This window comes from Pseudoduganella sp. UC29_71 (assembly GCF_042693265.1).
In the GTDB taxonomy this organism is placed as follows: Bacteria; Pseudomonadota; Gammaproteobacteria; order Burkholderiales; family Burkholderiaceae_D; genus Rugamonas.
Window position 1 is genome coordinate 6,865,818 of the sequence record NZ_CP170549.1, and the last position, 23,327, is coordinate 6,889,144.

The following is a 23,327-nucleotide window of genomic DNA, read 5'->3' on the forward strand; positions in this document are numbered from 1 at the left end:
GTGCGCTCGATTGTACGCCGGTCTCAGCCGGCGTGCGCTCAATCCGTCCGGGCGTTGCGCAGGGACAGGCGGCGGAAGCGGTGCCGCGTGTTCTCCTCGTCGTGCAGGATCAGGGTGGACTTGATCAAATCGCTGCGGCTCACCACGCCCACCAGCTGGCGCCCGGCGGCGTCGGCCACCACCGGGATGCGCTCCAGGCCGTGCACCGCAAGCCGGATCGCCACCGTGCGGCACGTCTCGCCGCGCAGCGCCACGATGGGCGCGTTCACGCCATACAGCTCGCGTACGTGGACGGCCGTGTGGCCCGCGGCCTCCAGGCCGGCCCGGTCCAGCATGCCGATCACGGCGCCGTCCTGCGTGACCGGATAGGCGCGGTGGCGCTGCGTGGCGCCGAAGTGCGACTGCAGCACGTCGGCCACCAGGGCGCCGGCGTCGATGGCTTCCGGCGTCGCGCTCATGACCTCGCCGACGCTGTGGCGTTCCAGCGGGTCGATGCCGTATTCGCGGTAGATGTGGCGGCCGCGCCGCGCGATCTTCTCGGTGAGGATGGAGCGGTGCATGGTGATGACGGTGAAGCCGTACGCCACCGCCGATGCAGCCAGCACCGGCAGCAGGGCGTTGGCGTCGTGCGTCAGCTCGTAGGCGAACACGGTGGCCATGATAGGGGCGCGCATCATGCCGCCCAAGGTGGCGGCCATGCACACCAGCGGCCACACGGCCGGCGAGCCGCCCGGCAGGTAGGGCGCCAGCAGCGCGCCCAGGCCGGCGCCCAGCATCAGCAGCGGCGCCAGCACGCCGCCGGACGTGCCGGAGCCCAGCGCGATCAGCCAGATCACGGCCTTGGCCAGCAGCAGGCTGACCACGACGGCGGCGGCCAGGTGGTTTTGCAGCAGGTCGCCGATGACGTCATAGCCCACGCCCAGCGCGCGCGGCTGGAAGTAGCCGCCGATGCCGATGGCCAGCCCGCCCAGCGCCGGCCACCACATCCAGTGCAGCGGCAGCTTGTGGAAGCCGTCCTCCACGCGGTACAGCGCGGTGGACAGCAGCCACGCCAGCGCGCCGCACAGCACGCCGGCGACGACGCAGGACAGCAGCGCAACCGGCTGCAGCGGCAGCGACTGTTGCGGGAACAGGGGCGCGGCATCCATGATCAGCGGGCGCAGGAAGCCCGCCACCGCGCAGGCAATGGCCACCGGCAGCAGGCTGCGCGGGCGCAGTTCGAATAGCAGCAGCTCCACCGCCAGCAGCAGCGCCGCAATGGGCGTGCCGAAGATGGCGGTCATGCCGGCCACGGCGCCCGCCACCAGCAGCGTCTTGCGCTCCGCGCCGCTGACGTGGAAGTGCTGGGCAATCAGCGAGCCCACCGCGCCGCCCGTCATGATGATGGGGCCTTCGGCGCCGAACGGGCCGCCGCTGCCGATGGCCACGGCGGACGCCAGCGGCTTGAGCACGGCCACTTTGGGCGACATGGCGCTGCGGTTGAACAGGATGGCTTCAATCGCTTCCGGTATGCCGTGGCCGCGGATCTGCTCCGAGCCGTAGCGCGCGATCAGGCCGATGGCCAGGCCGCCGATCACCGGCACGGCGATGACCCACGCGCCTAGCGTATGGGCGGCCGGGCTGTGAAACGCGGTGGACAGGCTCTGGAAGAAGAACAGGTTGGTGAACAGGTTGATGGCGCGCAGCAGCAGCCAGGCGGTGCCGGTGCTGAGCACGCCGATGACGGCGGCAATGGCGGCAATCGGCAGCAGGCGCGCGTCGCCGCTGAAGTCGCGGCGGGAATCGTATTGGGTCATGCTTGCGGCGCCAGGTTGGGGATGACGAAGACGCCGTTGAGCGATTGCAGCTCGGCGCGGTGGACGGCGGCCAGGCGCGACAGCACCGTTTCGCCGGCCGGCAGCAGGTGCACCTCGACGCGGCGGCGGTCGGTGGCGCTGGTCTTGCGCTGCACCAGGCCGGCCGTTTCGCAGCGCGTGAGCAGCGCCACCACGCCGTGCTGCTGCGCTTGCAGGCGCTCGGCCAGCTCGCCGACGGTGGCCCAGTCGCGTCCCTGGAAGCCCTTGATGTGCAGCAGCAGCAGGTACTGCAAGGGCGTGATGCCCTCGGCTTGCGCCGCGTTTTCGGAAAAGCGCTCGAAGCGCCGCATCTGGTAGCGGAATTCGGACAGGGCCGTAAAGTCCGCCTTGTTCAGGGCAGGGGATGGCATCGGAATTTATATCATATTGTGATGTAATTTCCGGAGATCATACCACGGCTGAGCACAGCCGGGTGTGCGGCGTGCCACACCGGTGCCGCGCGCCGGTCCTGCTCCTGCCTGCCGGGATCAGTGCAGTTTTTTCAGCATGGCGAGCGCCACCGCCTTGGCCGACTGCGGGTTCTGGCCGGAGATCAGTTCGCGGTCTTCCACCACGTTTTCGCTCCACGCCTTGGCTTCCACGAAGTTGCCGCCCGCGGCGACCAGGCCGTCTTGCGGGAACAGTTTCATGTGGCCGCCGTTCAGGAAGCCCTTGGCCTGCTCTTCCTCTTCGTTGGTGAAGGCCGTCATCTTGTAGCCCTTGTAGATCCATTGCGCAGGCTGCGGACGCTGGCCCGCTTCCAGCTTGCCCACGTAGCCGCGTGCATCCGGAATGGCGGACAGCAGGGCGATGGTGCCGTGGCAGGTCAGGCCGGTGACTTTGCCGTTGTTGTGGAAGTTGGTTAACAGATCGCCCAGGTCCCTGTTCTTCAGCAGATCCTGCATCGGGATATGGCCGCCCGGGACGAAGACGGCGTCGAACTTGTCGTAGCCGGCCTTCTTCACTTGCGCCAGGCTGATGGCGGGGGAGCCGGTCTTGGAGGTCAGCTTGAGCGTGGCCAGCAGCGCCTTGCTTTCCTGGCGCGCCTTGTCGTTGCCGCCCCAGAAGGCCACGTCGTCCGATTTCTGGTCGGCGGTGGGCGCCTTGCCGCTCGGCGTGGCGAAGACGACGGTGTGGCCGGCGGCGATGAAGGTCTGCACCGGTTCCATCAGCTCGTTGAGGAAGAAGCCGGTTTGCATGACTTTGCCGTCCTTGAGGTCGAGCTTGTCCTGGTCGGACACCACGACCAGCACGGTGCCTGCGTTGGCGAAGTTGGCGGCGGCGGCCAGCAGGCCGGCGATGAGGGTTTTTTTCATTTGAGACTCCAGAGTGAACGGGCGGCTTGCCCATGGATCGACAGCCTATTGCTATCGCGCTGCGCTGTAAATGCGTTGGAAATTACTTCACTTGTTACGTCGTGTAACTATTGTGTTCGTGACAAAGTGTGAGTATTTTGCATATCCCAACTGTTACCATGTATCCATGTGGAAACAATGACCAACAGGGGAGTGAACAGATGCCGTTGCCAGTGATCTTGTGGGGCGCCGCCGCGTTGTTGGCGGGAACCGGGGTGGTAAAGGGAGTGGGCGCGATGAGCGACTTCGACGAGGCGAAGAACAAGGGCGAGCGCGCCGCGCGGCGCTATCGTGAAGGCGAGGAGCAACTGAATGCCGGGCGCGACAAGACCAATGCCGCCTTCACCAAGCTGGGCAAGGTCAAGCTGGCTATCTTCAAGGACCAGATCCAGCACTTGCTCGACGTGATCCGGCGTTCCAAGAGTGCTAGCTCCACCCTGCGCGGCTTCAAGGTCAAGATCACCGTCACCGAACTGAAGGAGATGGAGCGGCTGGTGCTGCAATCGCTGGAAATCGAGCGCGGCCTGGCTACTGGCGCGGCGACCGGGGCATTGGCGGCGATGGGCGCATACAGCGGCGTCGGCACGCTGGCTGCCGCCTCGACCGGTGCGGCCATTTCAGGTTTGAGCGGCGTGGCCGCCACCAATGCTACGCTGGCCTGGCTGGGCGGCGGTGCCCTGACTGCGGGCGGCTACGGCATGGCCGGGGGCGCCATCGCGCTGGGCGGTATCGTACTCGGGCCGGCGCTGGCGGTGGGCGGCTTCATGATGGCCAGCAAGGCGGAGGAAGCGCTGACCAGGGCCACTGCCTATGCTGCCAAGGTCGACACTGCATTGGCCGAGATGGCACGCTCGGAGGTGGTGCTGGGCGCGTTGCAGGAGAACGCCAACGAATTGCGCCTGGCGCTGGGCAAACTGGCAAAACGCTACGACGCGGCGCGCGTCGATGACGACAGCGACGCGGATGCGTTCGGACAGATGGTCATGCTGGGCAAGGGCCTGAAAGGCTTGCTGGACATCGCGGCGATGGACACCGAAGGCAACGCGACCGCGAACATCAAGGCGCAGATTTCCGGCCAACTGGAACTGTGAACGGAAAGGCGAAGCCATGAAAAAAATCCTGCAAGGGGCAGACGCCGTCAGCACCGTGGTCAAGTCGTTTGACAACCTGGTCGATGCCTGGCGCACCTGCGAAACCACCAAGGCCATCGAGCAGACCAAGCGTGCGCACATCAACGCAACGCGCGACGTGCAGGTCAAGATGATCGAGGAAAACGCCGCGATCCTGAAGGGCTATCTGGACCATGTGTTTGCCGAGCGCCGCCACGTGATCGACAACATGTTTTCGCAATTGGACCAGGGCCTGGATAGCGGTAATATGGAACTGGCGTCGAAGGCGATCGAGGCCATCGTGAAGGTGACGCAAAGCTCGCCGCTGGCGGGCGCGCGCGAGCTGATTGCGGACATACACAATCCGCGCATCAGCCACATCGAGATATGAGCGACGCGTTTCCCTGCAACGGCTGCGGCGCGTGCTGCAAATCGGTCCGGCTGGCGCCGGAAACCGCGTGGCTGGACCGGGGCGACGGCGTGTGCACCCATTTCGACATGGCCAGCGCGCGCTGCGCCATCTACGAGCAGCGGCCAGATGTATGCAATGTGCGCGGCATGTATGAACGGCACTATCGCGCCGGCATGGAGTGGCCGGCGTTTGTGGAGTTGAATCTGGTGGCGTGCGAGCAGCTGCGCCGCATCATCACTGAAAGGACGGACAATGTCTGACACCAACTACGGCGCAAGCTATTCCGACGACAGCTTTTGGGTCAAGGTCAAGCACTACGCCAAGGCGGCGGGCGAGGGCGTGCTGACGCCTGCGCTCAAGATGTACTACGCCGCCACCGACGCGGACACGCCGCTCTGGGCCAAGACCGCCATCTACGGAGCGCTGGGCTATTTCATCTCGCCCATCGACGCCATCCCCGACATCGTGCCCCTGGCGGGCTACACCGACGACCTGGGCGTGCTGACCGCCGCAATTGCCGCCACCGCCGCCCATATCAAGGACGAGCACGTGGAAAAGGCAAGGACTACCCTGGCTCAGTGGTTCTCATAAGCGGGGAAGCGGTGGCTGGTGACGCAATATGGGCTGGGAGAAGGCTTCAGGCATGCTACAGCGTGCCGGGTCCGGCCGAATAGGCATGCAATAGGGCCGCAATACCCCACCCGGCCAATAGAATGCCCGCGCCGCGCCCGATCCAGTGGCCGGCGGGAGCAAGCTTCTCGACCAAAACCAGGACGGCAAGCCCGGCAATCCAGCCCAGGTTCATGACGCCGCCGACAAAGAGCAGCAGCATCAGCATCCAGCAGCAGCCGACACAGTACCCGCCATGTTGCAGCCCCATCACGAACGCGCCACGCGTGCCGGCACGCCAATGGGTCAGCACGAATTCCAGTGGCGAGCGGCAGGTTTGCAGGCATGTCTTCTTGAGCGGCAGCCATTGATAGATACCTGCGGCTATCAGCAGCCCGCCAGCCAAGGCCATGCTGGTTGTCTCCATCATGGGCGAGAGCAGGGCGAGCCGCTGCAGGGCATATTGGAGCGCCACTGCCGCCAGGCTGAATATCGTCCAGATTGCGACATATCCGGCGGCAAAAATGCCCGAGGCCGTGGCCGGCATGCCGCTTGCGTTACGGCCGCGCGCGATCGTGGCGTAGAGCAGGATCGTCGGTGCTGCGCTCGGCAGCATCATGGCCGCCATCATCACGGCCCACATGAGCAGCATGAGCAGCGCATGGCCGAGTGTCCACGGCCCCGTACTCATGGGCATCAGCATGCCATCCATTTCTTGCATGGTGCCGGCGCCAGCCAGCAGGTAAGCCCATGACAGCACCACGACGGTGGACACTCCGGCGACCAGCAAAATGCGATCGTGCCGCAAGGCCCGCTCTACAATGCGATCGTCCAGCCCGCGCGTGCTGTCCATCTACGCTTCCACGCCTTGCGGTGTTTGCACAACATGGGCCAGCGTGCTATGCGTCCCCTTGGTGTCAAACCGGATTGCGCCGTTGCTGAGGATATTCGCCGCGGCAACCTCGCCTTCCCGGTGCTCGAACCCCTCCGGCATGACAACCTGGACGCGGTGCGGGGCGCCGGTCACCGGATTCTTGATCGGTTCCACCTCGGTTTCGAGCACGCCCGGAATGATGGCGCGCGCGAGCCTGCCGGGCTTGTCGAATGCAAATTGGATGGGGGCAAAGATCGGGTCGTGCATCGTGGTCACGATCAGGCTGAAAATATTGAACAGCGTGCCTTCCGCAGAATTATGCCCGGACAGGATCGCGAGCAGCGCTTCGCGTTGCGCCGGCGAGGCGCGTTCATCGATAATCGCTTGCGCTTCGCCGTTGCCCTCATGCAATGCGCCGGGAAAGTGGACCGTGACAAAAAAGTTCAGCCCGTCCAGGCTGGTAGTCTCGAAATTTCCCTTGATAATGTGCATGCCGACCAGGCCCTTGCATTCGCCATTGGTGGGTCGCGCATTGAAATCGCACGGGCATCCGAACGCGCAATTGCAGTTCTTGATCCATTCGCCTTCGAGCCGCCAGTTTGCTAGTGCCATGATCGCATCCTCCTGGTTACAGTGCCCCAAGCGCCGCGCGTGCGGGGGGCGCGAGCCGGACTGCAGGGGCCGAAGCAGTTCCCGTTGCGCGTCTGATCTTTCACTTTATGTCGCTTTTGGAGTGGCGACAATGCCTTTTCTTCGTCAGCAGGAGGACCGTACGCCAGAAACAAAAACGCCACCCGAAGGTGGCGTTTTCTGAATTCTTGGTGGCCCGGGGCGGAATCGAACCACCGACACAAGGATTTTCAATCCTCTGCTCTACCAACTGAGCTACCAGGCCAAGGAGCAGAATTATAGCAGATGATTTCGCGAATGCAAGGGCCTTCCTTAAAGAAACTGCCGCCGGCCGCAGGAGCGTGCTTGACTTGGCAAACTGCCGGGCTAAACTGGATTTGCATTTTTGATACTGCCATTCCTGCAGTTTATCCCGCCAAGAGGAGCTCGTCATGCAAGGATTCCGCCTTACACTCGCCAGTGTCATCGTTTCCGCTGCCTTTTCCGCCGCCGCACCGCCGGCGCTCGCGGCGCCGCAAGTTGAAGTGATCGCCAAGGGACTGAGCAACCCGCGCGGGCTGGCATTCGCGCCGAACGGCCAGCTGTTCGTGGCCGAGGCGGGCAGCGGCGGCGATGGCAAGTGCATCGTGCTGGCCGACTCGCGCACCGCTTGCTACGGCGAAACCGGTGCGCTGACCCGCGTCGACCCGACGGGCAAGGCGGCGCCGGTGCGGGTGATCAGCGGCTTGCCGTCGATGGCGGCGCCAGGCGGCTTTGGCGCGCTGGGGGCGCAGGGCATCGTATTTACGGGGGCGGGCAACGGGCGGCTGGTGATGGGCCTGGCCGCCGACGCGTCCGCCCGCACGGGCCTGGGCGCCAAGGCCAACTTGCTGGGGCAGGTACTGCAGGTGGGCAGCAGCGGCAACTGGAAGGTGTCGGCCGACATTGCCGCGTTCGAAGCTGCCACCAATCCTGTGAGCGGCGGCACCGACAGCAATCCGTACGCGGTGGCGGCGCTGGGCCAGCAGCACATCGTGGCCGACGCCGGCGCCAATGCGCTGTTCTCGGTGGCGGCCAACGGCAAGATCAGCACGCTGGCCAAGTTCGAGGCGCGGCCGGTGCCGGCGCCGCCTTTCCTCGGCCTGCCGCCGGGCGCGACCATTCCCATGCAGGCCGTGCCCACCACGGTGATCGACGGGCGTGACGGCTGGCTGTACGCGGGCCAGCTGACCGGCTTCCCGTTCCCGGCCGGGGCTGCCAATGTGTACCGCGTGTCGCCTCATGGCGGGACGCCGGAGGTGTACGCCAGCGGATTCACCAACATCATCGGCCTGGCGTTTGACGCGAATCACCGCCTGTATGTGCTGCAGGTGGGCAGCGGGCTGGCTGGCGCCGGCGGGCCGCCGCTGCTGCCGCCGGGGCGCCTGGTCCGCGTGAATGCGAACGGCAGCCAGACCGTCATCTACCAGGACCTGTACTATCCGGGCGGCCTGGCGATAGGGCCGGATGGCGCGGCCTATGTCACCAATTTCGGCATTGTGCCGGGGCCGGTGGCGGGCAGCTTCCCGGACGGCGGGCAGGTGCTGCGCATTCCGCTGGATTGAGTTCTTTGCTTCGGGGGCAAATATAATTTGAGGTATGCGGGGTTTTTCTCAACAAAGGGTGAGGGCATAGTGTGAGCCATCATCTGAACAAGGAAAAACCCCATGACGCACACCACCATCCCCGCAATTGGCCTCGGTACTTTCCGCCTGCAAGGCCAGGTTGTCATCGATTCGGTACGCAACGGCCTGGAGGCGGGCTACCGCCATATCGACACCGCGCAAATCTACGGCAACGAGGCGGAAGTGGGCCAGGCCATGGCCGACAGCGGCGTGCCGCGCGCCGAGCTGTTCGTCACCACCAAGGTATGGGTCGACAGCCTGGCGGGCGACAAGCTGATTCCCAGCCTCAAGGAAAGCCTGCGCAAGCTGCGCCTGGAACAGCTGGACCTGGCGCTGATCCACTGGCCGTCGCCGGGCGGCGCGGTGCCGGTGGCCGAGTACATGGCGGCGCTGGCGCAAGCCCGAGAGCAGGGGCTGACGAAGCAGATCGGCGTGTCCAACTTCACCATCGCGCACTTGCAGCAGGCGGTGGCCGCCGTGGGCGCGCAGCAGATCGCCACGCAGCAGATCGAGATCCATCCCTTCCTGCAGAACCGCAAGGTGGTGGAGTACGCGCGCAGCCAGGGTATTCACTTGACCGCATACATGCCGCTGGCCTACGGCAAGGTGATGCAGGAGCCGGTGATCGCCGGGATCGCGCGCCGCCACAACGCCACCCCGGCGCAGGTGGCGCTGGCCTGGTCGCTGCAGCAGGGCTTTGCCGTGATTCCCTCGTCAACGAGCCGCGCCAACCTGGCCGGCAACCTGGCGGCGCGCGGCCTGGTGCTGAGCGATGACGACATGGCGGCCATCGCCGCGCTGGAGCGCAACGAGCGCATCGCCAACCCGGACGGCATCGCGCCGCAGTGGGACTGACCATGGCCTCCGCACTCGATAAGCTGAAGCAGGGCGGTTTCAGCGTGGGCCTGGAACTGCCGCTGGATAACGACTGGTCCATGGCGGGCCGCATGGCCAACCGCGCTTCCGGCCGCGTGCCGGGCGAGCCGGACATGCAGCGCCACGCGGAACTGGCGCAGCTGGCGGACCGCCTGGGCTACCGCGCGCTGTGGGTGCGCGACGTGCCGCTGTACGATCCGTCGTTCGGCGATGCGGCGCAGGTGTTCGAGGCCTTTACTTATCTCGGCTACCTGGCGGGCGTCACGCGCCATATCCTGCTCGGCACGGCGGCCGTGGTGCTGCCGCTGCGCGAGCCGGTGCTGACCCTGAAGTCGGCCGCCAGCGCGGACCAGCTGAGCGGCGGGCGTTTGCTGCTGGGCGTGGCCAGCGGCGACCGGCCGGTGGAATACCCGGTCTTCGGGCGCGATTTCGATGCGCGCGGCGCGGCTTTCCGCGAGCAGGTGGCCATGGCGCGCGACTGGGGTGCGGCGGCGCTGCCGCAGGATGTTGCGCTGCTGCCGCGTCCCGCGCAGCCGGGCCTGCCCTTGCTGGTGGCGGGCCTGGCCCAGCAAACGCCGGAATGGGTGGGTGCGCATATGGACGGCTGCCTGGCCTACCCCGGCATGCCGCACGACCACCTGCGCCGCGCGGCGGCCTGGCGCGCGGTGGCGGGGCCGGACAAGCCTTACATCAGCTTCTTCCACCTGGACCTGGCGGACGACCCGGACGCGCCCATGCGCTACCACCGTTTCGGCGGCCGGGTAGGACGCAAGGGGCTGGTGCTGGAGCTGGAGGCGCTGCATGCGGCCGGCGCGCAGCATATCGGCCTGCACTTGCGCCAGAACCAGCGCCCGGTGGCCGAGGCCATGCAGGAGATCGCCGAGTTCGTGCTGCCGCAGTTCCATGGCGCGGCGCAGCCGCTGGCCGCCTAGCGGCCCCGCGCCCGCGCGAAGCCCGCCGCCGCTATAATGGCCGGATGAATAATCCATCTTCCCCCGCTTTGCAGCGCGTCGTTCAAAGCGATATTTGCATCGTTGGCAACGGCGCCATCGCCAAGACGGCGGCGCTCGGATTCGCCCAGGCCGGGCAGAGCGTCACCTTGCTCTGCCCTCCATCCCCTCCCGCTTCAGCTGCTTCAGCTGCTTCGGCCGTGCAGCCCAGCTGGGACGTGCGCGTTTATGCGCTGAACCACACTGCGAACAATCTGCTGTCGTCCCTGAAGGTCTGGGGCGCGCTGGACGCGGCGCGGGTGGCGCCGGTGGACGCCATGCTGGTCAACGGCGACGGCGGCCAGCCCGGCGGCCTGGCCTTCGACGCCTACGGCGCCCATACCGGCACGCTGGCGTGGATCGTGGAAGACCGCAACCTGAACCAGGCGCTGGACGCCGCGCTGCGCTTTGCCAGCAACGTCACCACCGTCAGCGGCCGCGCCATCGGCCTGCTGCGCGGCGCGGACGACATCACCGTGCGGCTGGACGACGGCGCTGCCATCCGCGCCGAGCTGGTGGTGGGCGCGGACGGCGCCGACTCGTGGGTGCGCGGCCAGTGCGACATCGGCATGGACTACCGCTCCTACGGCCAGCACGCTATCGTGGCCAATTTCCATTGCGAGCGTCCGCACCACGGCGCGGCGCAGCAGTGGTTCACGGGCGCCGAAGGCATCGTGGCGCTGCTGCCGCTGCCGGGCAACCTGGTGTCGCTGGTCTGGTCCGCGCCCGAAGCGCTGGCCGACTCGTTGCGCGAGCAGTCGGCTCAGCAGCTGGCCGACCGCCTGGCGGTGTACGCGCAGGAAAAGCTGGGCAAGCTTACGCCGGTGCAGCCGGAAATGGTGCGCAGCTTCCCGCTGCGCCTGATGCGCCCGCACGCCATGGTGGCGCAGCGCGTGGCGCTGGTGGGCGACGCGGCGCACGTGGTGCATCCGCTGGCCGGCCACGGCATGAACCTCGGCTTTGCGGACGTGGAGCAGCTGGTGCGCACGGTGAGCGAGCGCGAGCCGCACCGCGGCATGGGCGACGACCGCGTGCTGGCGCGCTATGCCCGCGCGCGCAAGGAAGACGTGCTGCTGATGCAGCTGGCCACCGACGGCCTGGACCGATTGTTCGGGACCGATCTCGAGCCTTTGCGCATTGTGCGCAATTTCGGATTAAACTTGCTGGACAAATTGCCGGGCTTGAAGCGCCGGCTGATTTCCCACGCACTCGGTAAGCAATAAACTAGCCGTACCTCCCGGAGCCCCTATGAAATTCAGCAAGACCGCAGTACTGTTCGCCTCCGCCATGATGGCATCCTGTGTCGGCGCGGAGAACTCCACCGAAGCGACCATCAAGAAAGCCATCGAGCCGCGCCTCGGCACCAACGTGAAAGTCGATTCCGTCAAAGAGACGCCGTACGCCGGGCTGTACGAAGTGCGCATCGGCGACGAGATCCGCTACACCGACAAAACCGGCAGCTACCTGATCGTCGGCCACGTGTTCAACCTGAAGACGTCCGAAGACCTGACCCAGGCCCGCATCGACGATATCAACAAGATCAAGTTCTCCGACCTGCCGCTGGAAATGGCGCTGAAGACGGTGAAGGGCAACGGCAAGCGCGTGATGGCCGTGTTCGAAGATCCGAACTGCGGCTACTGCAAGCGCTTCCGCCAGCAGGCGCTGAAGGAAGTGGACAACGTCACCATCTACACCTTCATGTACAACATCCTGGCGGAGGATTCCTTCGTCAAGTCCAAGAACATCTGGTGCTCGGCCGACCGCAACAAGGCCTGGGACGACTGGATGGTATCCGGCAAAGCCGCGCCGGCCGCGCCGGCCGGCTGCACCACGCCAAACGAGCAGGTGCTGGCGCTGGGCCAGAAGCTGCGCATCAACGGCACGCCGAACATCTTCTTCGCCGATGGCAGCCGTGTACCGGGCGCCATCGATATCAAGACGCTGGAATCCAAGTTGTCCTCTATTAAACAGTAAGACAGTCCAAGAATAGGAGCGCGGTAGATGATCACATTGAATGTCAATGGCAAGGACGTGCAGGTAGACGCGGACCCATCCACCCCGGTGCTGTGGGCCTTGCGCGACAACCTGAATATGACGGGCACCAAGTTCGGCTGCGGCATGGCGCTGTGCGGCGCCTGCACCATCCACATCGACGGCAATCCGACGCGCGCCTGCATCACGCCGATTTCGGCGGTGGCGGGCCAGAAGATCACCACCATCGAGGCGATGGAGGGCGACGCGGTGGGCAAGGCGGTACAGGATGCATGGGTCAAGCACGACGTGCCGCAATGCGGCTACTGTCAGAGCGGCCAGGTGATGAGCGCCACGGCGCTGCTGCGCACCAACAAGTCGCCGAGCGATGCGGACATCGATAGCGCCATGGCGGGCAATATCTGCCGCTGCGGTACCTATCAGCGCATCCGCGCCGCCATCAAAGACGCTGCCAAAACCATCGCCTGAGGAGAACGCCATGCGCAAAGAATGGTTGAATCAAGGGACTGCCATGGGCAGCGTAGGCAGCGTGGGCGGCGCCGTGGCTGAGCAGGCTGCGGGCCTGTCGCGCCGTTCCTTCATGAAGGCCGGCGCGCTGGCCGGCAGCGGCCTGGTGCTGGGCTTCTTCGTCAGCGGCGGCAACAAGATGGCGCGCGCGGCCGAAGCGGCGGCGCCGGCCAAGGTCTATGCGCCGAATGCATTCCTGCGCATTGCGCCGGACAACACCGTCACGGTGCAGGTGAACCGCCTGGAGTTCGGCCAGGGCGTGCAGACGGCGCTGCCGATGCTGATCGCCGAAGAGCTGGACGTGGACTGGGCGCAGATGCGCGGCGAACTGGCCGACGCGGGCGAGCAGTACAAGGACCCGGCTTTCGGCATCCAGATGACCGGCGGCTCGGGCACCGTGGCCCACTCCTTCATCCAGTACCGCGAAATCGGCGCCAAGGCGCGCGCCATGCTGGTGGCTGCTGCGGCGGCCGAATGGAAGGTCAGCCCGGACCAGGTGCGCACTTCGAAAGGCATGCTGATCGGCCCAGGCGGCCAGCAAGCCAAGTACGGCGCCTTCGCCGACGCAGCCATGAAGCAGCCGGTGCCGGCCACCGTCAAGCTGAAGGACCCGAAAGACTTCGTCATCATCGGCCAGCCGGTGAAGCGCCTGGACGCGCAAGCCAAATCCACCGGCAAGCAGCAGTTCGGCATGGACTTCAAGCCCGAGGGCACCAAGGTGGCCGTGGTGGCGCGTCCGCCGGTGTTCGGCGCCAAGGTGGCCAAGCTCGATGCCAGCAAGGCCAAGGCCATCCCCGGCGTGATCGACGTGCTGGAAGTGGCCACCGACCGGGGCGGGCGCGGCGTGGCCGTGATCGCCAACGGCTATTGGCCCGCCAAGCAGGGCCGCGAGGCGCTGGTGCTGGAGTGGGATACCAGCGCGGTGGAAAAGGTCACGACGGCCAAGCAGATGGCTGAATACAAGGCGCTGGCGCAAAAGCCCGGCCTGCCTGTGAAGAAGGCCGACACGTCCAAGCTGGCCAAGGCCGCGAAGAAGGTCACCGCCGTCTACGAGTTCCCCTATCTGGCGCACGCGCCGATGGAGCCGCTCAACTGCGTGATCGACCTGAAGGCGGACGGCTGCGAAGTATGGGCCGGTTCGCAGTTCCAGACCCTGGACCAGATGGCCATCGCCCGCACGGCCGGCCTGAAGCCGGAGCAGGTGACGCTGCATACCATGATGGCGGGCGGCGGTTTCGGCCGCCGCGCGGTGCCGACGTCGGACTACCTGGTGGAAGCGGCCAATGTGGCGCTGGCCTACAAGGCGGCCGGCAAGTCCGGCCCGCTGAAAATCATCTGGAGCCGCGAGGACGATATCCGCGGCGGCTATTACCGTCCGGCGCACGTGCACCGCGCGGAGCTGGGCTTCGACGCCAAGGGCAAGCTGCTGGCCTGGAACCACAGCATCGTGGGCCAGTCCATCATCACCGGCTCGCCGTTCGAGCCTATGATGGTGAAGGACGGCGTGGACGCCACCATGATCGAAGGCATGGGCGAGCCGTATGACCTGCCGATGAATTTGTCCGTGCACAACGCCAAGGCCAATGTGCCGGTGCTGTGGTGGCGTTCCGTGGGTTCCACCCACACCGCCTTCGTGATGGAAACCCTGATCGACGAAGCCGCGCACGCGGCGAAAATGGACCCGGTGGCCTACCGCAAGCAGGTGATCGACGCCAAGCACGCGCGCCATCACGCCGCGCTGGACCTGGCGGTGGCCAAATCCGGCTACGGCAAGAAGACGCTGCCGAAAGGCCAGGCCTGGGGTGTGGCGGTGCACGAGTCGTTCGGCACCGTGGTCGCCTACGTGGTCACCGCCTCGGTGAAAGGCGGCGTGCCGCATCTGCACACGGTCACCGCCGGCGTGCATTGCAACACGGCGGTCAATCCCCTGACCATCGAAGCCCAGGTGCAGGGCGCCGTGCTGATGGCGGTCGGCACCACGCTGCCGGGCGCCGCCATCACGCTGAAGGACGGCCAGGTGGAGCAGCAGAACTTCGGCGACTACGTGGTGGCGCGCATGCCGGACATGCCGCTAGTGGATGTCAGCATCGTGCCATCGACCGAACCGCCCACCGGCATGGGCGAACCGGGCTTCCCGCCGCTGGCGCCGGCCTACGCCAACGCCATCTTCAAGCTCACCGGCAAGCGCCTGCGCACGCTGCCGTTCGACCTGGCCAAGACGGCCAAGGCCTAGTGAGCATTTGCGGCATCCTGCTGGCGGCCGGGAGGGGCAAGCGTTTCGATCCTTCCGGCCAGCGCAACAAGCTGCTGCAGACACTGGGCGATGACGCCGTGGTGGTGCGCAGCGCGCGCCACATGCTGGCCGTGCTGCCGCGCGTGGTGGCGGTGGTGCGTCCCGGCGCGGACGCCGTGGCCGCGCAATTGCTGGCGCTGGGCTGCGAAGTCACTACCTGTCCGCTAGCCGATACCGGCATGGCCGCCTCGCTGGCGCATGCCGTCGGATATGCCCGCGACACGTACGGATGGATAGTCGCGCTCGGCGATATGCCCCATGTGCAGCCATCTACAATACAATCACTGAAAACCGCCCTGGAGCAAGGCGCAGGCATCGCCGCGCCCATGTACCGTGGCCGGCGCGGCAACCCGGTCGGGTTCAGCCGCCAGTACCTGCCGCAATTGCTGGCGCTGGAGGGCGACCAGGGCGCGCGCGGCATTTTGAAGCATTCGGCAGTGACGGAGCTGGAGGTGGACGACAGCGGCATCCTGCAAGACATCGATACCCCGGCCGACCTGCCCCCCAAGGACTAGAAATGAAAAAAACTACAAGCAAGAATAAGCCAGGCGTCCATTACGCCATCGTCGGCAAGGATCTGGCCGGCCACATGTTAGAAGTTACTTTGACCGTGGAGCAGCCGGCGCCGGAAGGCCAGCTGCTGTCGCTGCCGGCGTGGATACCGGGCAGCTACATGATCCGCGAATTCTCGCGCAACATCGTGCGCATCCGCGCCGAGTCCGGCGGCCAGGCCGTGCCGCTGACAAAGGTGGACAAGCACTCCTGGCAAGCCGCGCCGGTAAGCGGCAGGCTCACCGTGGTCTACGAGGTCTATGCCTGGGACCTGTCGGTGCGCGCCGCCCACATGGACCAGACCCACGCCTTCTTCAACGGCACCAGCGTGTTCCTGCGCGTGGCGGGGCAGGAGGATGCCCAGCACGTGGTGGACATCCAGCGCCCGGCCGACCCGGCCGCCAAAACCTGGCGCGTGGCCACCGCGCTGCCGGAACTGAAGGCCAGGCGCTACGGCTTCGGCACCTACGCCGCCGCCAATTACGATGAGCTGATCGACCATCCGGTGGAGATGGGCGACTTCGCGCTGGCCACCTTCAAGGCGCACGGCGTCCCGCACGACGTGGTGATCACCGGCCGCGTGCCGGGCCTGGACATGGCGCGCCTGTGCGCCGACCTGAAAGCCATCTGCGAAACCCAGATCGCCTTCTTCGAGCCGAAGACCAGGCGCGCGCCGATGAACCGCTACGTGTTCATGACCATGGCCGTCGGCGACGGCTACGGCGGCCTGGAACACCGCGCCTCCACCGCCCTGATCTGCGCCCGCGCCGACCTGCCCACCGCCGCCACGCCGAAGGGCGCGGAGATCAGCGAGGGCTACCTGAAATTCCTCGGCCTGTGCAGCCATGAGTACTTCCACACCTGGAACGTCAAGCGCATCAAGCCGGCCGCGTTCGCGCCGTATGACCTGAGCACGGAAAACTACACGCCGCTGCTTTGGCTGTTCGAAGGCGGCACCAGCTACTACGACGACCTGATGCTGGTGCGCGCCGGCATCATCGGCGAGCCGGCCTACTACAAGCTGCTGGGCAAAACCGTGGGCGGCGTGCTGCGCGGCGCCGGCCGCCTGAAGCAGAGCGTGGCCGATTCCAGTTTCGACGCCTGGGGCAAGTACTACCGCCAGGATGAGAATGCCGCCAACGCCATCGTCAGCTACTACACCAAGGGTTCGCTGGTGTGCATGGCGCTCGACCTCACCATCCGCGCCAAGACCGCCGGCAAGAAATCGCTGGACGATGTGATGCAGGCGCTGTGGCAGCGCTACGGGCGCGATTTCTACGAAGGCGCGGCGCGCGGCGCGGGCGTTACCCCGGCTGAGGTGGAAGCGCTGTGCGACGAAGTGGCGGGCGCCAGGCTGAAGTCCTTCTTCGACAAATACGTGCGCGGCACCGAAGACCTGCCGCTGGCGAAATTGCTGGCGCCGTTCGGCGTGAAGTACAGCGACGACCGCAAATCGGCCAAGCCCAGCCTGGACGCCAATCTCGGCCGCGACGGCGCGGACGCCAAGCTGGCGGCCGTGCACGAAGGCGGCGCCGCGCATGCGGCCGGCCTGTCCGCCGGCGACCTGCTGGTGGCCATCGACGGGCTGCGCGTCACGCCGGGCAACCTGGACACGCTGCTGTCGCGCTACAAGGTGGGCGCAGCCGTCGAGGTGCACGCCTTCCGGCGCGACGAGCTGCACACCTTCCGCGTGACCCTGCAGGGCGACCGCGTGCCGACCGTCACGCTGGCGCTGGAAGCCGCCGGCAAGAAAACCTTACCGCTGCGGCCCGGCGCGGCCCGTTGATGAGCTTCTGGCCCGCGTCGGCCCTGCAACTGGATCTGCGGACCCTGCTGCTGATGACGACTGTGATGAGCAGCGTCATGAGCATGGTCATGCTGTCGGTGCACCGCAGCTTCCGCGGCGAAGTGCGCGGCCTGGACCGCTGGTCGCTGGGTTTGCTGTGCGTGGTCGGCGCGGGCATCGCGTTCTCCCTGCATGGAGCGGCGCTGGAAAATGCAGCCATACTGGCGGGCAGCGCGCTGATGTTCTGGGGCGTGGGCCTGAGCATGATAGGCACGCAGGAATTCTTCGCGCGGCGGCCCGCCTGGGGCCTGTTTCATGGCGTGTGGCTGGTGGGCATGCTGTTGACCGGCTGGCTGCTGCTGGCGCAGCCGCATCTGGGCGCGCGCATCGCGGTGTTTTCGCTGGCCGCATTCATCTTCTATGCCGTGCAGTGCTGGCTGGTGTGGCGCCACGGCATGCGTCATTTCTCATACTGCTTTTTCGGCGCGCTGATGACGGTGCAGGCGCTTGCCGTGCTGGCGCGCCTGGTGACCGCGCTCTCGGTCGACGCGGTCAACATGGAGGCGCTGCGCAACGGCCCGCTGGTGGCTTGTTTTGTAGAAATACAAAATTGGTCATCGTTTACCCCCGATAGCATAGAGCCTTTGTCTAAAGCTGCGCCTCTGTTCGGACGATTTTCCGTGACCAAGAACGACATGCTACATGTCCTCGAATCCTTTGGTCGCCGTTAGCTAGTTGAATCGCCACGACCATTGTAGACACTCCTGAGCCATAATTTAGGCAAAGGAGAAATAATGAGCGGGAAGCGGTATACGGAAGAATTTAAGGTCGCTGCGATCAAGCAGGTTGTTGAGCGCGGGCACCCAGCGGCCGAGGTCGCTGAAAGGCTTGGCGTCAGCATTCACAGCATCTATGCGTGGACAAAACGGTATGGCGTGCCAGAGGTGGAGCGCAAAGCCCAAGACGCGCAGTCTGACGAGATGCGGCGACTCAAGGCCGAGCTGAAGCGCGTGACCGAGGAGCGTGACATCTTGAAAAAGGCCGCGGTGTACTTTGCCAAGACGTCCGGGTAAGGTACGCCTTCATTCAGGAAGTACAGGACGAATTTCCGGTGCGGCGCTTGTGCAAGATGATGGGAGTTCATCCCAGCGGTTTCTATGCATGGTGCCTTCAGCCGGAAAGCAAGCGGGCCAAGGAGGACAAGCGCCTGCTCGGTCACATTAAACAATCATGGCTGGAAAGCGGCGCGGTTTACGGCTACCGCAAGGTGTCCGAGGATCTGCGAGACTTGGGAGAACGATGCGGGATCAATCGCGTTCACCGCATCATGCGCTCAGCGGGCTTGCGCTCGCAGACCGGATACGGCAAGCGCAAGTGGAAAGGTGGCGGCGTGCCATCAGTAGTAGCGCCAAATCATCTGCAGCGGCAATTTGACGTGCTTGAGCCAAACCGGGTCTGGGTGACGGACATAACCTACATTCGAACCCATGAAGGCTGGCTATACCTGGCAGTGGTACTCGACCTGTTTTCACGTCAGGTCGTCGGGTGGTCGATGCGTTCACGGATTGATACTGAGCTGGCGATGAATGCGCTGCTGATGGCGGTTTGGCGGCGTAAGCCCGCAGATCCTGTGATGGTTCATTCGGATCAGGGCACGCAGTTCACCAGCAAAGACTGGCGCGACTTTTTGACTGAGCACCGGCTTGAGCCGAGCATGAGCCGGCGTGTGTCGACACCAGTACATCCATAGCTCTTAACCATGGCCTTCGTCAGGGGGGACATGACCCCATCAAGAACGCCACTGCCCGATTCAATGGACCGAAGCAGCGCCTCGTCTTCTGGATAAATTGTGCTTGACCACTCCCTAAGCCAGCTTTTCCAATCTGGCTCCTGATTCATTTCTTCGCCCTGCATTTATGCCCCCTCACTGCTTAACTCTTTATTCTGATGCCGGCTTTGCTGCTTTTGCCGATTCCTCTGTGGGGCTCTTAGCAATTGCCCGGAGGTCGACCGGTTGAAACCGCAGTCGAACCCTGTCGATCACGGAAAAGGACTCGACTCAACTTGAACGGACGTGCGCTGTCAGATCAAATTTGACTTAGTACAGCTAATCGCTGCTATTGTGAACTATAAGAAAGTACACTGGCTTGTATCCTCCAAACCAGCGAAATCCGAAGAAGCTTTCAGTTTCTCGGTGATCTTCGGTTCGGAGCCTAGCAATGTGCCCCATTGCCTCATCCCATGAGAATATTTTTGCTTTCTCCGCAACTTCATCGAACAATTTTTCAAGAGATACAGTTCGAATGTAAGCGTCCGCTCAGCGCCGTCTTGAGTGCCTTGGCAATTTGATCGATGATGGCATCACACCGCTGGGAAGCGGCGTAATCTCAGAGGGCTGCTGGCAGGCCGCAGTTCCACGGCAAGAATTCATCAACCCGGTTGACGGGATGATCGGCGATATGCGTCAGCACATGGCGCAACCAAGCTTCGGGGTCGACACCGTTCAGCTTGGCCGTCCCGATCAACGAGTAGATCGCGGCGGCGCGCTCGCCGCCGCTGTCGGCGCCGGCAAACAGGTAGTTGCGGCGGCCTATCGCTACGCCACGCAAGGCGCGCTCGGCCGCCGAGTTGTCGATCTCGATGGCGCCGTCATCGCAATAGCGCAGCAGCGCCGGCCAGAGTTTGAGCGCGTACAGGATCGCCGCCGCAGTGTCGGACTTGCGCGACAGCGTATCGAGCGTGGTGCGCAGCCAGTGTTCCAGGTCATCGAGTAGCGGGCGCGAGCGGGCTTGCCGAACCTGCCTTCGTTCGTCGGGAGGTTTGCCTCGGATATCTGCCTCGATCACATAGAGCTCGGCGATCCGGCGCAATGCCTCGGTGGTCAGCGCCGTCGGTCGCGCCGCGTGCAGGTCATGGAACTTGCGTCGCGCGTGCGCCCAGCAGGCGGCTTCGCGGATCGTTCCATTTTCAAACAAGGCATTGAAGCCAGCATACGCATCGGCTTGCAGCACGCCTTCGAACTTGGCCAGGTGGGTCTGCGGATGAATGCCCTTGCGGTCGGGCGTGTACGCAAACCAGACTGCTGGCGGTGCGGTGTCGCCCGAAGGCCGGTCGTCACGCACGTAGGTCCACAAGCGCGCCGTCTTGGTTTTTCCGTTGCCGGGCGCCAGCACAGGGATCGGGGTGTCGTCGGCATGCAGCTTCGACGCTGCCAGCACGTGGCGCCGAACGGCGTCAACTAACGGACGCAGCAGTGCGCTGGCCGAACCGACCCAGCTCGCCAACAGGGCGCGGTCAAGGTCGACGCCCTCACGGGCATAAATGACCGACTGGCGATACAGCGGCAGGTGATCGGCAAATTTCGCCACCAGGATGTGGGCCAGCAGGCCGGGACCGGCAATGCCGCGCTCAATCGGCCGGCTCGGTGCCGGTGCCTGGACGATCGCATCGCAGCAGGAACAAGCAAGCTTGGGACGCACATGGCGGATCACGCGGAAGCTGGCCGGCACGAAATCCAGTTGCTCGGCCACGTCTTCGCCCAGCGGCCGCAGGCCGCCACCGCAGGCCGGGCAGGCGTCGGCCGCTGGCGCATAGACCTTCTCGTCACGCGGCAGGTGATCGGGCAGAGGCCGACGCACCGATTTTTTGCGCGGCGCCTGGTCGGCCGCCGGCATCTCGCGCGCCGCCTCGGCCTCGTCGGCCTGCAGGTCTTCCAGTTGCAATTCCAGCTGCTCGATCTGGTGGTCCAGCTTTTCCGACTTGCGGCCGAACTGCATGCGCCGCAACTTCGCGATCTGCAGCTTGAGGTGTTCGATCTCGACGGCGCGCGTGTTCAGTTGTTCGCGCAGACCTTCCACCACCTCGTTTTGAGCGAGCAGCAGCGCCTTCAAGGCGGCGATTTCGTTGGGCAGGTCGGCTGGGCTGAGCATGCGCCGAGTTTACGCGAGGCGTATCACGTTTACAAGGCCGAGGTTGGTTTCCAAGTTCGCTCGGGGCGCCGCCAGTCTATGCCCTCGAGCAGCATCGACAGCTGCGCCTGCGTCAACGCCACCGAGCCGTTGCTGGCCTGCGGCCAGATGAAGCGGCCACGCTCCAGCCGCTTGGCCAGCAGGCACAGCCCGTCACCGGTCCACCACAGTAATTTGATGAGATCGCCGCGCCGGCCACGAAACACGAAAACGTGCCCGCTGAACGGATCTTCCTCCAGCGCCGTCTGCACTTTGGCAGCCAGCCCATTGAAGCCGGAGCGCATGTCGGTGGTGCCGGCGGCGAGCCAGACCTTGGTGCCAGCGGGCAGGCCGATCATCGTAGAACCCGATCCAACACTTGCGCCAGCGCAGCGGCATTGGGCTGACCTTCGATCCGCACGCGGACCTGGCCCAACTCCAACACGATAATGCCGCTGGCGTCGGAGGTGTCGTTATTCGGAGCAGGCGCCGTTGGCGCCAGCACCACCGGCAACAAGCCATCATCCCGCATTAACGCAGGCACGCCGAGGCGCCCTTGCTCATAGAGACGGCGCCAGCTGAACACCTGGTTAGCGTTGACGCCGTGCTCGCGCGCGATGCGCGCGACCGAAGCGCCCGGCTCCAGCGACAGCGCCACCAATGCGCGCTTGAACTCGAGCGGGTGCTGGCGGTAGTGGCCGCGTGGATTCTTGGAAATGATCGGTTGAAAATTTGTGTCCATAATCGAAAATTGTGGGCACAACGCTGTGCCAAAATTCGATCATGGATTACGCTGGTCAGGCAGTCCAGACGGCGCTGGGAAGACGCTTACGTTCGAATTGGACGACCTTCTTCATCTTTTAGCGCTACGGGGGGAGGTCCGATATCCGTAAAGAAAACAAGTTCTCCCTCGTCTGGTCGGTCAAGTGGTAGCCAAAAAATAGGTGGGTCACTATAAAGATCGCAAAGAGTGGCCACCGCCGGAAATGCCGCTATGCACGGGATTCCTACTGCGCGTGAAGCGTCTGCAAACTTGAATAGCTCGGAATTGATCTTTCCCCAGATGCAGTTTTCCTGTAAGCGTCTTCCCAGCGCCGTCTGGACTGCCTGACCAGCGTAATCCATGATCGAATTTTGGCACAGCGTTGTGCCCACAATTTTCGATTATGGACACAAATTTTCAACCGATCATTTCCAAGAATCCACGCGGCCACTACCGCCAGCACCCGCTCGAGTTCAAGCGCGCATTGGTGGCGCTGTCGCTGGAGCCGGGCGCTTCGGTCGCGCGCATCGCGCGCGAGCACGGCGTCAACGCTAACCAGGTGTTCAGCTGGCGCCGTCTCTATGAGCAAGGGCGCCTCGGCGTGCCTGCGTTAATGCGGGATGATGGCTTGTTGCCGGTGGTGCTGGCGCCAACGGCGCCTGCTCCGAATAACGACACCTCCGACGCCAGCGGCATTATCGTGTTGGAGTTGGGCCAGGTCCGCGTGCGGATCGAAGGTCAGCCCAATGCCGCTGCGCTGGCGCAAGTGTTGGATCGGGTTCTACGATGATCGGCCTGCCCGCTGGCACCAAGGTCTGGCTCGCCGCCGGCACCACCGACATGCGCTCCGGCTTCAATGGGCTGGCTGCCAAAGTGCAGACGGCGCTGGAGGAAGATCCGTTCAGCGGGCACGTTTTCGTGTTTCGTGGCCGGCGCGGCGATCTCATCAAATTACTGTGGTGGACCGGTGACGGGCTGTGCCTGCTGGCCAAGCGGCTGGAGCGTGGCCGCTTCATCTGGCCGCAGGCCAGCAACGGCTCGGTGGCGTTGACGCAGGCGCAGCTGTCGATGCTGCTCGAGGGCATAGACTGGCGGCGCCCCGAGCGAACTTGGAAACCAACCTCGGCCTTGTAAACGTGATACGCCTCGCGTAAA

The 23,327-nt window shown here is 64.9% G+C and carries 24 protein-coding genes, 1 tRNA gene and 1 pseudogene; 17 read left to right on the forward strand and 9 right to left on the reverse strand.

The annotated features are described in order from the left end of the window. Nucleotides 1–38: 38 nt before the first annotated feature. From ACFJI2_RS30610 to ACFJI2_RS30620, 3 genes are all read right to left on the reverse strand, one after another. On the reverse strand, nt 39–1,796 hold the full coding sequence (locus tag ACFJI2_RS30610; RefSeq protein ID WP_377703194.1) for a chloride channel protein: 1,758 nt from the start codon (nt 1,794–1,796) through the stop codon (nt 39–41). Beyond that, nucleotides 1,793–2,206 carry a MarR family winged helix-turn-helix transcriptional regulator gene (locus tag ACFJI2_RS30615; RefSeq protein ID WP_377703196.1) on the reverse strand — a complete coding sequence of 138 codons (414 nt, stop codon included), beginning with the start codon at nt 2,204–2,206 and terminating at the stop codon, nt 1,793–1,795. Before ACFJI2_RS30615 ends, ACFJI2_RS30610 begins: the two co-directional genes overlap by 4 nt. Before the next feature lie 117 nt (nt 2,207–2,323). Further along, complete coding sequence (locus ACFJI2_RS30620) at nt 2,324–3,151, reverse strand: type 1 glutamine amidotransferase domain-containing protein (RefSeq protein WP_377703197.1); 828 nt, start codon at nt 3,149–3,151, stop codon at nt 2,324–2,326. Nucleotides 3,152–3,426: 275 nt separating this feature from the next. Here ACFJI2_RS30620 and ACFJI2_RS30625 point away from each other — a divergent pair, with 275 nt between their 5' ends. The 4 genes from ACFJI2_RS30625 to ACFJI2_RS30640 are packed head-to-tail and all read left to right on the forward strand — an operon-like array spanning nt 3,427 to nt 5,302. Then, nucleotides 3,427–4,281 (forward strand): hypothetical protein, encoded by an 855-nt coding sequence (locus ACFJI2_RS30625; RefSeq protein WP_377703198.1) that lies wholly within the window; start codon nt 3,427–3,429, stop codon nt 4,279–4,281. A gap of 16 nt (nt 4,282–4,297) precedes the next feature. Next, nucleotides 4,298–4,690: a hypothetical protein gene (locus ACFJI2_RS30630; protein ID WP_132138856.1), complete on the forward strand. Its 393-nt coding sequence runs from the start codon at nt 4,298–4,300 to the stop codon at nt 4,688–4,690. Next, nucleotides 4,687–4,971: a YkgJ family cysteine cluster protein gene (locus ACFJI2_RS30635; RefSeq protein ID WP_377703199.1), complete on the forward strand. Its 285-nt coding sequence runs from the start codon at nt 4,687–4,689 to the stop codon at nt 4,969–4,971. Before ACFJI2_RS30630 ends, ACFJI2_RS30635 begins: the two co-directional genes overlap by 4 nt. Then, nucleotides 4,964–5,302, forward strand: a complete 339-nt coding sequence (locus tag ACFJI2_RS30640) for a YkvA family protein (RefSeq protein WP_377703200.1) — start codon at nt 4,964–4,966, stop codon at nt 5,300–5,302. The genes ACFJI2_RS30635 and ACFJI2_RS30640 overlap by 8 nt, the downstream gene beginning before the upstream one ends. A 55-nt stretch (nt 5,303–5,357) precedes the next feature. Here the strand turns inward: ACFJI2_RS30640 and ACFJI2_RS30645 are convergent, their stop codons facing one another. The 3 genes from ACFJI2_RS30645 to ACFJI2_RS30655 form a co-directional block, all read right to left on the reverse strand. Beyond that, a complete protein-coding gene (locus ACFJI2_RS30645; RefSeq protein WP_377703201.1) occupies nt 5,358–6,173 on the reverse strand; it encodes a DUF2182 domain-containing protein in 816 nt (271 codons plus the stop codon). Then, on the reverse strand, nt 6,174–6,806 hold the full coding sequence (locus tag ACFJI2_RS30650) for a DUF1326 domain-containing protein (protein WP_377703202.1): 633 nt from the start codon (nt 6,804–6,806) through the stop codon (nt 6,174–6,176). A gap of 207 nt (nt 6,807–7,013) precedes the next feature. Continuing rightward, nucleotides 7,014–7,089 (reverse strand) — tRNA-Phe (locus ACFJI2_RS30655). 166 nt (nt 7,090–7,255) lie between these two features. Between ACFJI2_RS30655 and ACFJI2_RS30660 the strand changes: the two genes are divergently transcribed. From ACFJI2_RS30660 to ACFJI2_RS30710, 11 genes and pseudogenes are all read left to right on the forward strand, one after another. After that, the gene (locus tag ACFJI2_RS30660; RefSeq protein ID WP_377703203.1) at nt 7,256–8,407 is read left to right on the forward strand and encodes a ScyD/ScyE family protein; all 1,152 of its coding nucleotides are present in this window, start codon (nt 7,256–7,258) and stop codon (nt 8,405–8,407) included. Between the two features lie 102 nt (nt 8,408–8,509). Continuing rightward, nucleotides 8,510–9,322 (forward strand): 2,5-didehydrogluconate reductase DkgB, encoded by an 813-nt coding sequence (dkgB, locus tag ACFJI2_RS30665; RefSeq protein WP_377703204.1) that lies wholly within the window; start codon nt 8,510–8,512, stop codon nt 9,320–9,322. Nucleotides 9,323–9,324: 2 nt separating this feature from the next. After that, the gene (locus ACFJI2_RS30670; RefSeq protein WP_377703205.1) at nt 9,325–10,275 is read left to right on the forward strand and encodes a TIGR03571 family LLM class oxidoreductase; all 951 of its coding nucleotides are present in this window, start codon (nt 9,325–9,327) and stop codon (nt 10,273–10,275) included. A gap of 44 nt (nt 10,276–10,319) precedes the next feature. After that, nucleotides 10,320–11,555, forward strand: coding sequence for an FAD-dependent monooxygenase (locus ACFJI2_RS30675; RefSeq protein WP_377703206.1), 1,236 nt, complete (start codon nt 10,320–10,322; stop codon nt 11,553–11,555). A 25-nt stretch (nt 11,556–11,580) separates the two neighbouring features. Then, nucleotides 11,581–12,306 carry a DsbC family protein gene (locus ACFJI2_RS30680; protein WP_107875964.1) on the forward strand — a complete coding sequence of 242 codons (726 nt, stop codon included), beginning with the start codon at nt 11,581–11,583 and terminating at the stop codon, nt 12,304–12,306. A gap of 27 nt (nt 12,307–12,333) precedes the next feature. After that, nucleotides 12,334–12,792, forward strand: coding sequence for a (2Fe-2S)-binding protein (locus ACFJI2_RS30685; protein WP_107875966.1), 459 nt, complete (start codon nt 12,334–12,336; stop codon nt 12,790–12,792). 10 nt (nt 12,793–12,802) lie between these two features. Beyond that, nucleotides 12,803–15,064 (forward strand): molybdopterin cofactor-binding domain-containing protein, encoded by a 2,262-nt coding sequence (locus tag ACFJI2_RS30690; protein ID WP_377703207.1) that lies wholly within the window; start codon nt 12,803–12,805, stop codon nt 15,062–15,064. Beyond that, nucleotides 15,064–15,639, forward strand: coding sequence for an NTP transferase domain-containing protein (locus ACFJI2_RS30695; protein WP_377703208.1), 576 nt, complete (start codon nt 15,064–15,066; stop codon nt 15,637–15,639). The genes ACFJI2_RS30690 and ACFJI2_RS30695 overlap by 1 nt, the downstream gene beginning before the upstream one ends. 2 nt (nt 15,640–15,641) lie before the next feature. Continuing rightward, complete coding sequence (locus ACFJI2_RS30700; protein ID WP_377703209.1) at nt 15,642–17,462, forward strand: M61 family metallopeptidase; 1,821 nt, start codon at nt 15,642–15,644, stop codon at nt 17,460–17,462. Further along, nucleotides 17,462–18,193, forward strand: a complete 732-nt coding sequence (locus tag ACFJI2_RS30705; protein ID WP_377703210.1) for a hypothetical protein — start codon at nt 17,462–17,464, stop codon at nt 18,191–18,193. The genes ACFJI2_RS30700 and ACFJI2_RS30705 overlap by 1 nt, the downstream gene beginning before the upstream one ends. A 63-nt stretch (nt 18,194–18,256) precedes the next feature. After that, nucleotides 18,257–19,188 (forward strand): annotated as a pseudogene (locus tag ACFJI2_RS30710) (IS3 family transposase); the annotation flags it as partial. A gap of 661 nt (nt 19,189–19,849) precedes the next feature. On the opposite strand, the gene tnpC reads toward ACFJI2_RS30710, so the two are convergent. Genes tnpC through tnpA (ACFJI2_RS30725) form a run of 3 tightly spaced genes read right to left on the reverse strand, consistent with a single transcriptional unit; the run spans nt 19,850 to nt 22,151 of the window. Further along, nucleotides 19,850–21,391 (reverse strand): IS66 family transposase, encoded by a 1,542-nt coding sequence (tnpC, locus tag ACFJI2_RS30715; RefSeq protein ID WP_377700834.1) that lies wholly within the window; start codon nt 21,389–21,391, stop codon nt 19,850–19,852. Nucleotides 21,392–21,420: 29 nt separating this feature from the next. Continuing rightward, nucleotides 21,421–21,768: an IS66 family insertion sequence element accessory protein TnpB gene (tnpB, locus tag ACFJI2_RS30720; protein WP_377700833.1), complete on the reverse strand. Its 348-nt coding sequence runs from the start codon at nt 21,766–21,768 to the stop codon at nt 21,421–21,423. Then, nucleotides 21,765–22,151: an IS66-like element accessory protein TnpA gene (tnpA, locus tag ACFJI2_RS30725; RefSeq protein ID WP_377700832.1), complete on the reverse strand. Its 387-nt coding sequence runs from the start codon at nt 22,149–22,151 to the stop codon at nt 21,765–21,767. The genes tnpB (ACFJI2_RS30720) and tnpA (ACFJI2_RS30725) overlap by 4 nt, the downstream gene beginning before the upstream one ends. A 424-nt stretch (nt 22,152–22,575) precedes the next feature. On the opposite strand from tnpA (ACFJI2_RS30725), the gene tnpA (ACFJI2_RS30730) reads away from it, so the two are divergent. Together tnpA (ACFJI2_RS30730) and tnpB (ACFJI2_RS30735) are read left to right on the forward strand one after the other, a co-directional pair. After that, nucleotides 22,576–22,962: an IS66-like element accessory protein TnpA gene (gene tnpA / locus ACFJI2_RS30730; RefSeq protein WP_377700832.1), complete on the forward strand. Its 387-nt coding sequence runs from the start codon at nt 22,576–22,578 to the stop codon at nt 22,960–22,962. Then, nucleotides 22,959–23,306: an IS66 family insertion sequence element accessory protein TnpB gene (tnpB, locus tag ACFJI2_RS30735; protein ID WP_377700833.1), complete on the forward strand. Its 348-nt coding sequence runs from the start codon at nt 22,959–22,961 to the stop codon at nt 23,304–23,306. The genes tnpA (ACFJI2_RS30730) and tnpB (ACFJI2_RS30735) overlap by 4 nt, the downstream gene beginning before the upstream one ends. Nucleotides 23,307–23,327: the final 21 nt, after the last annotated feature.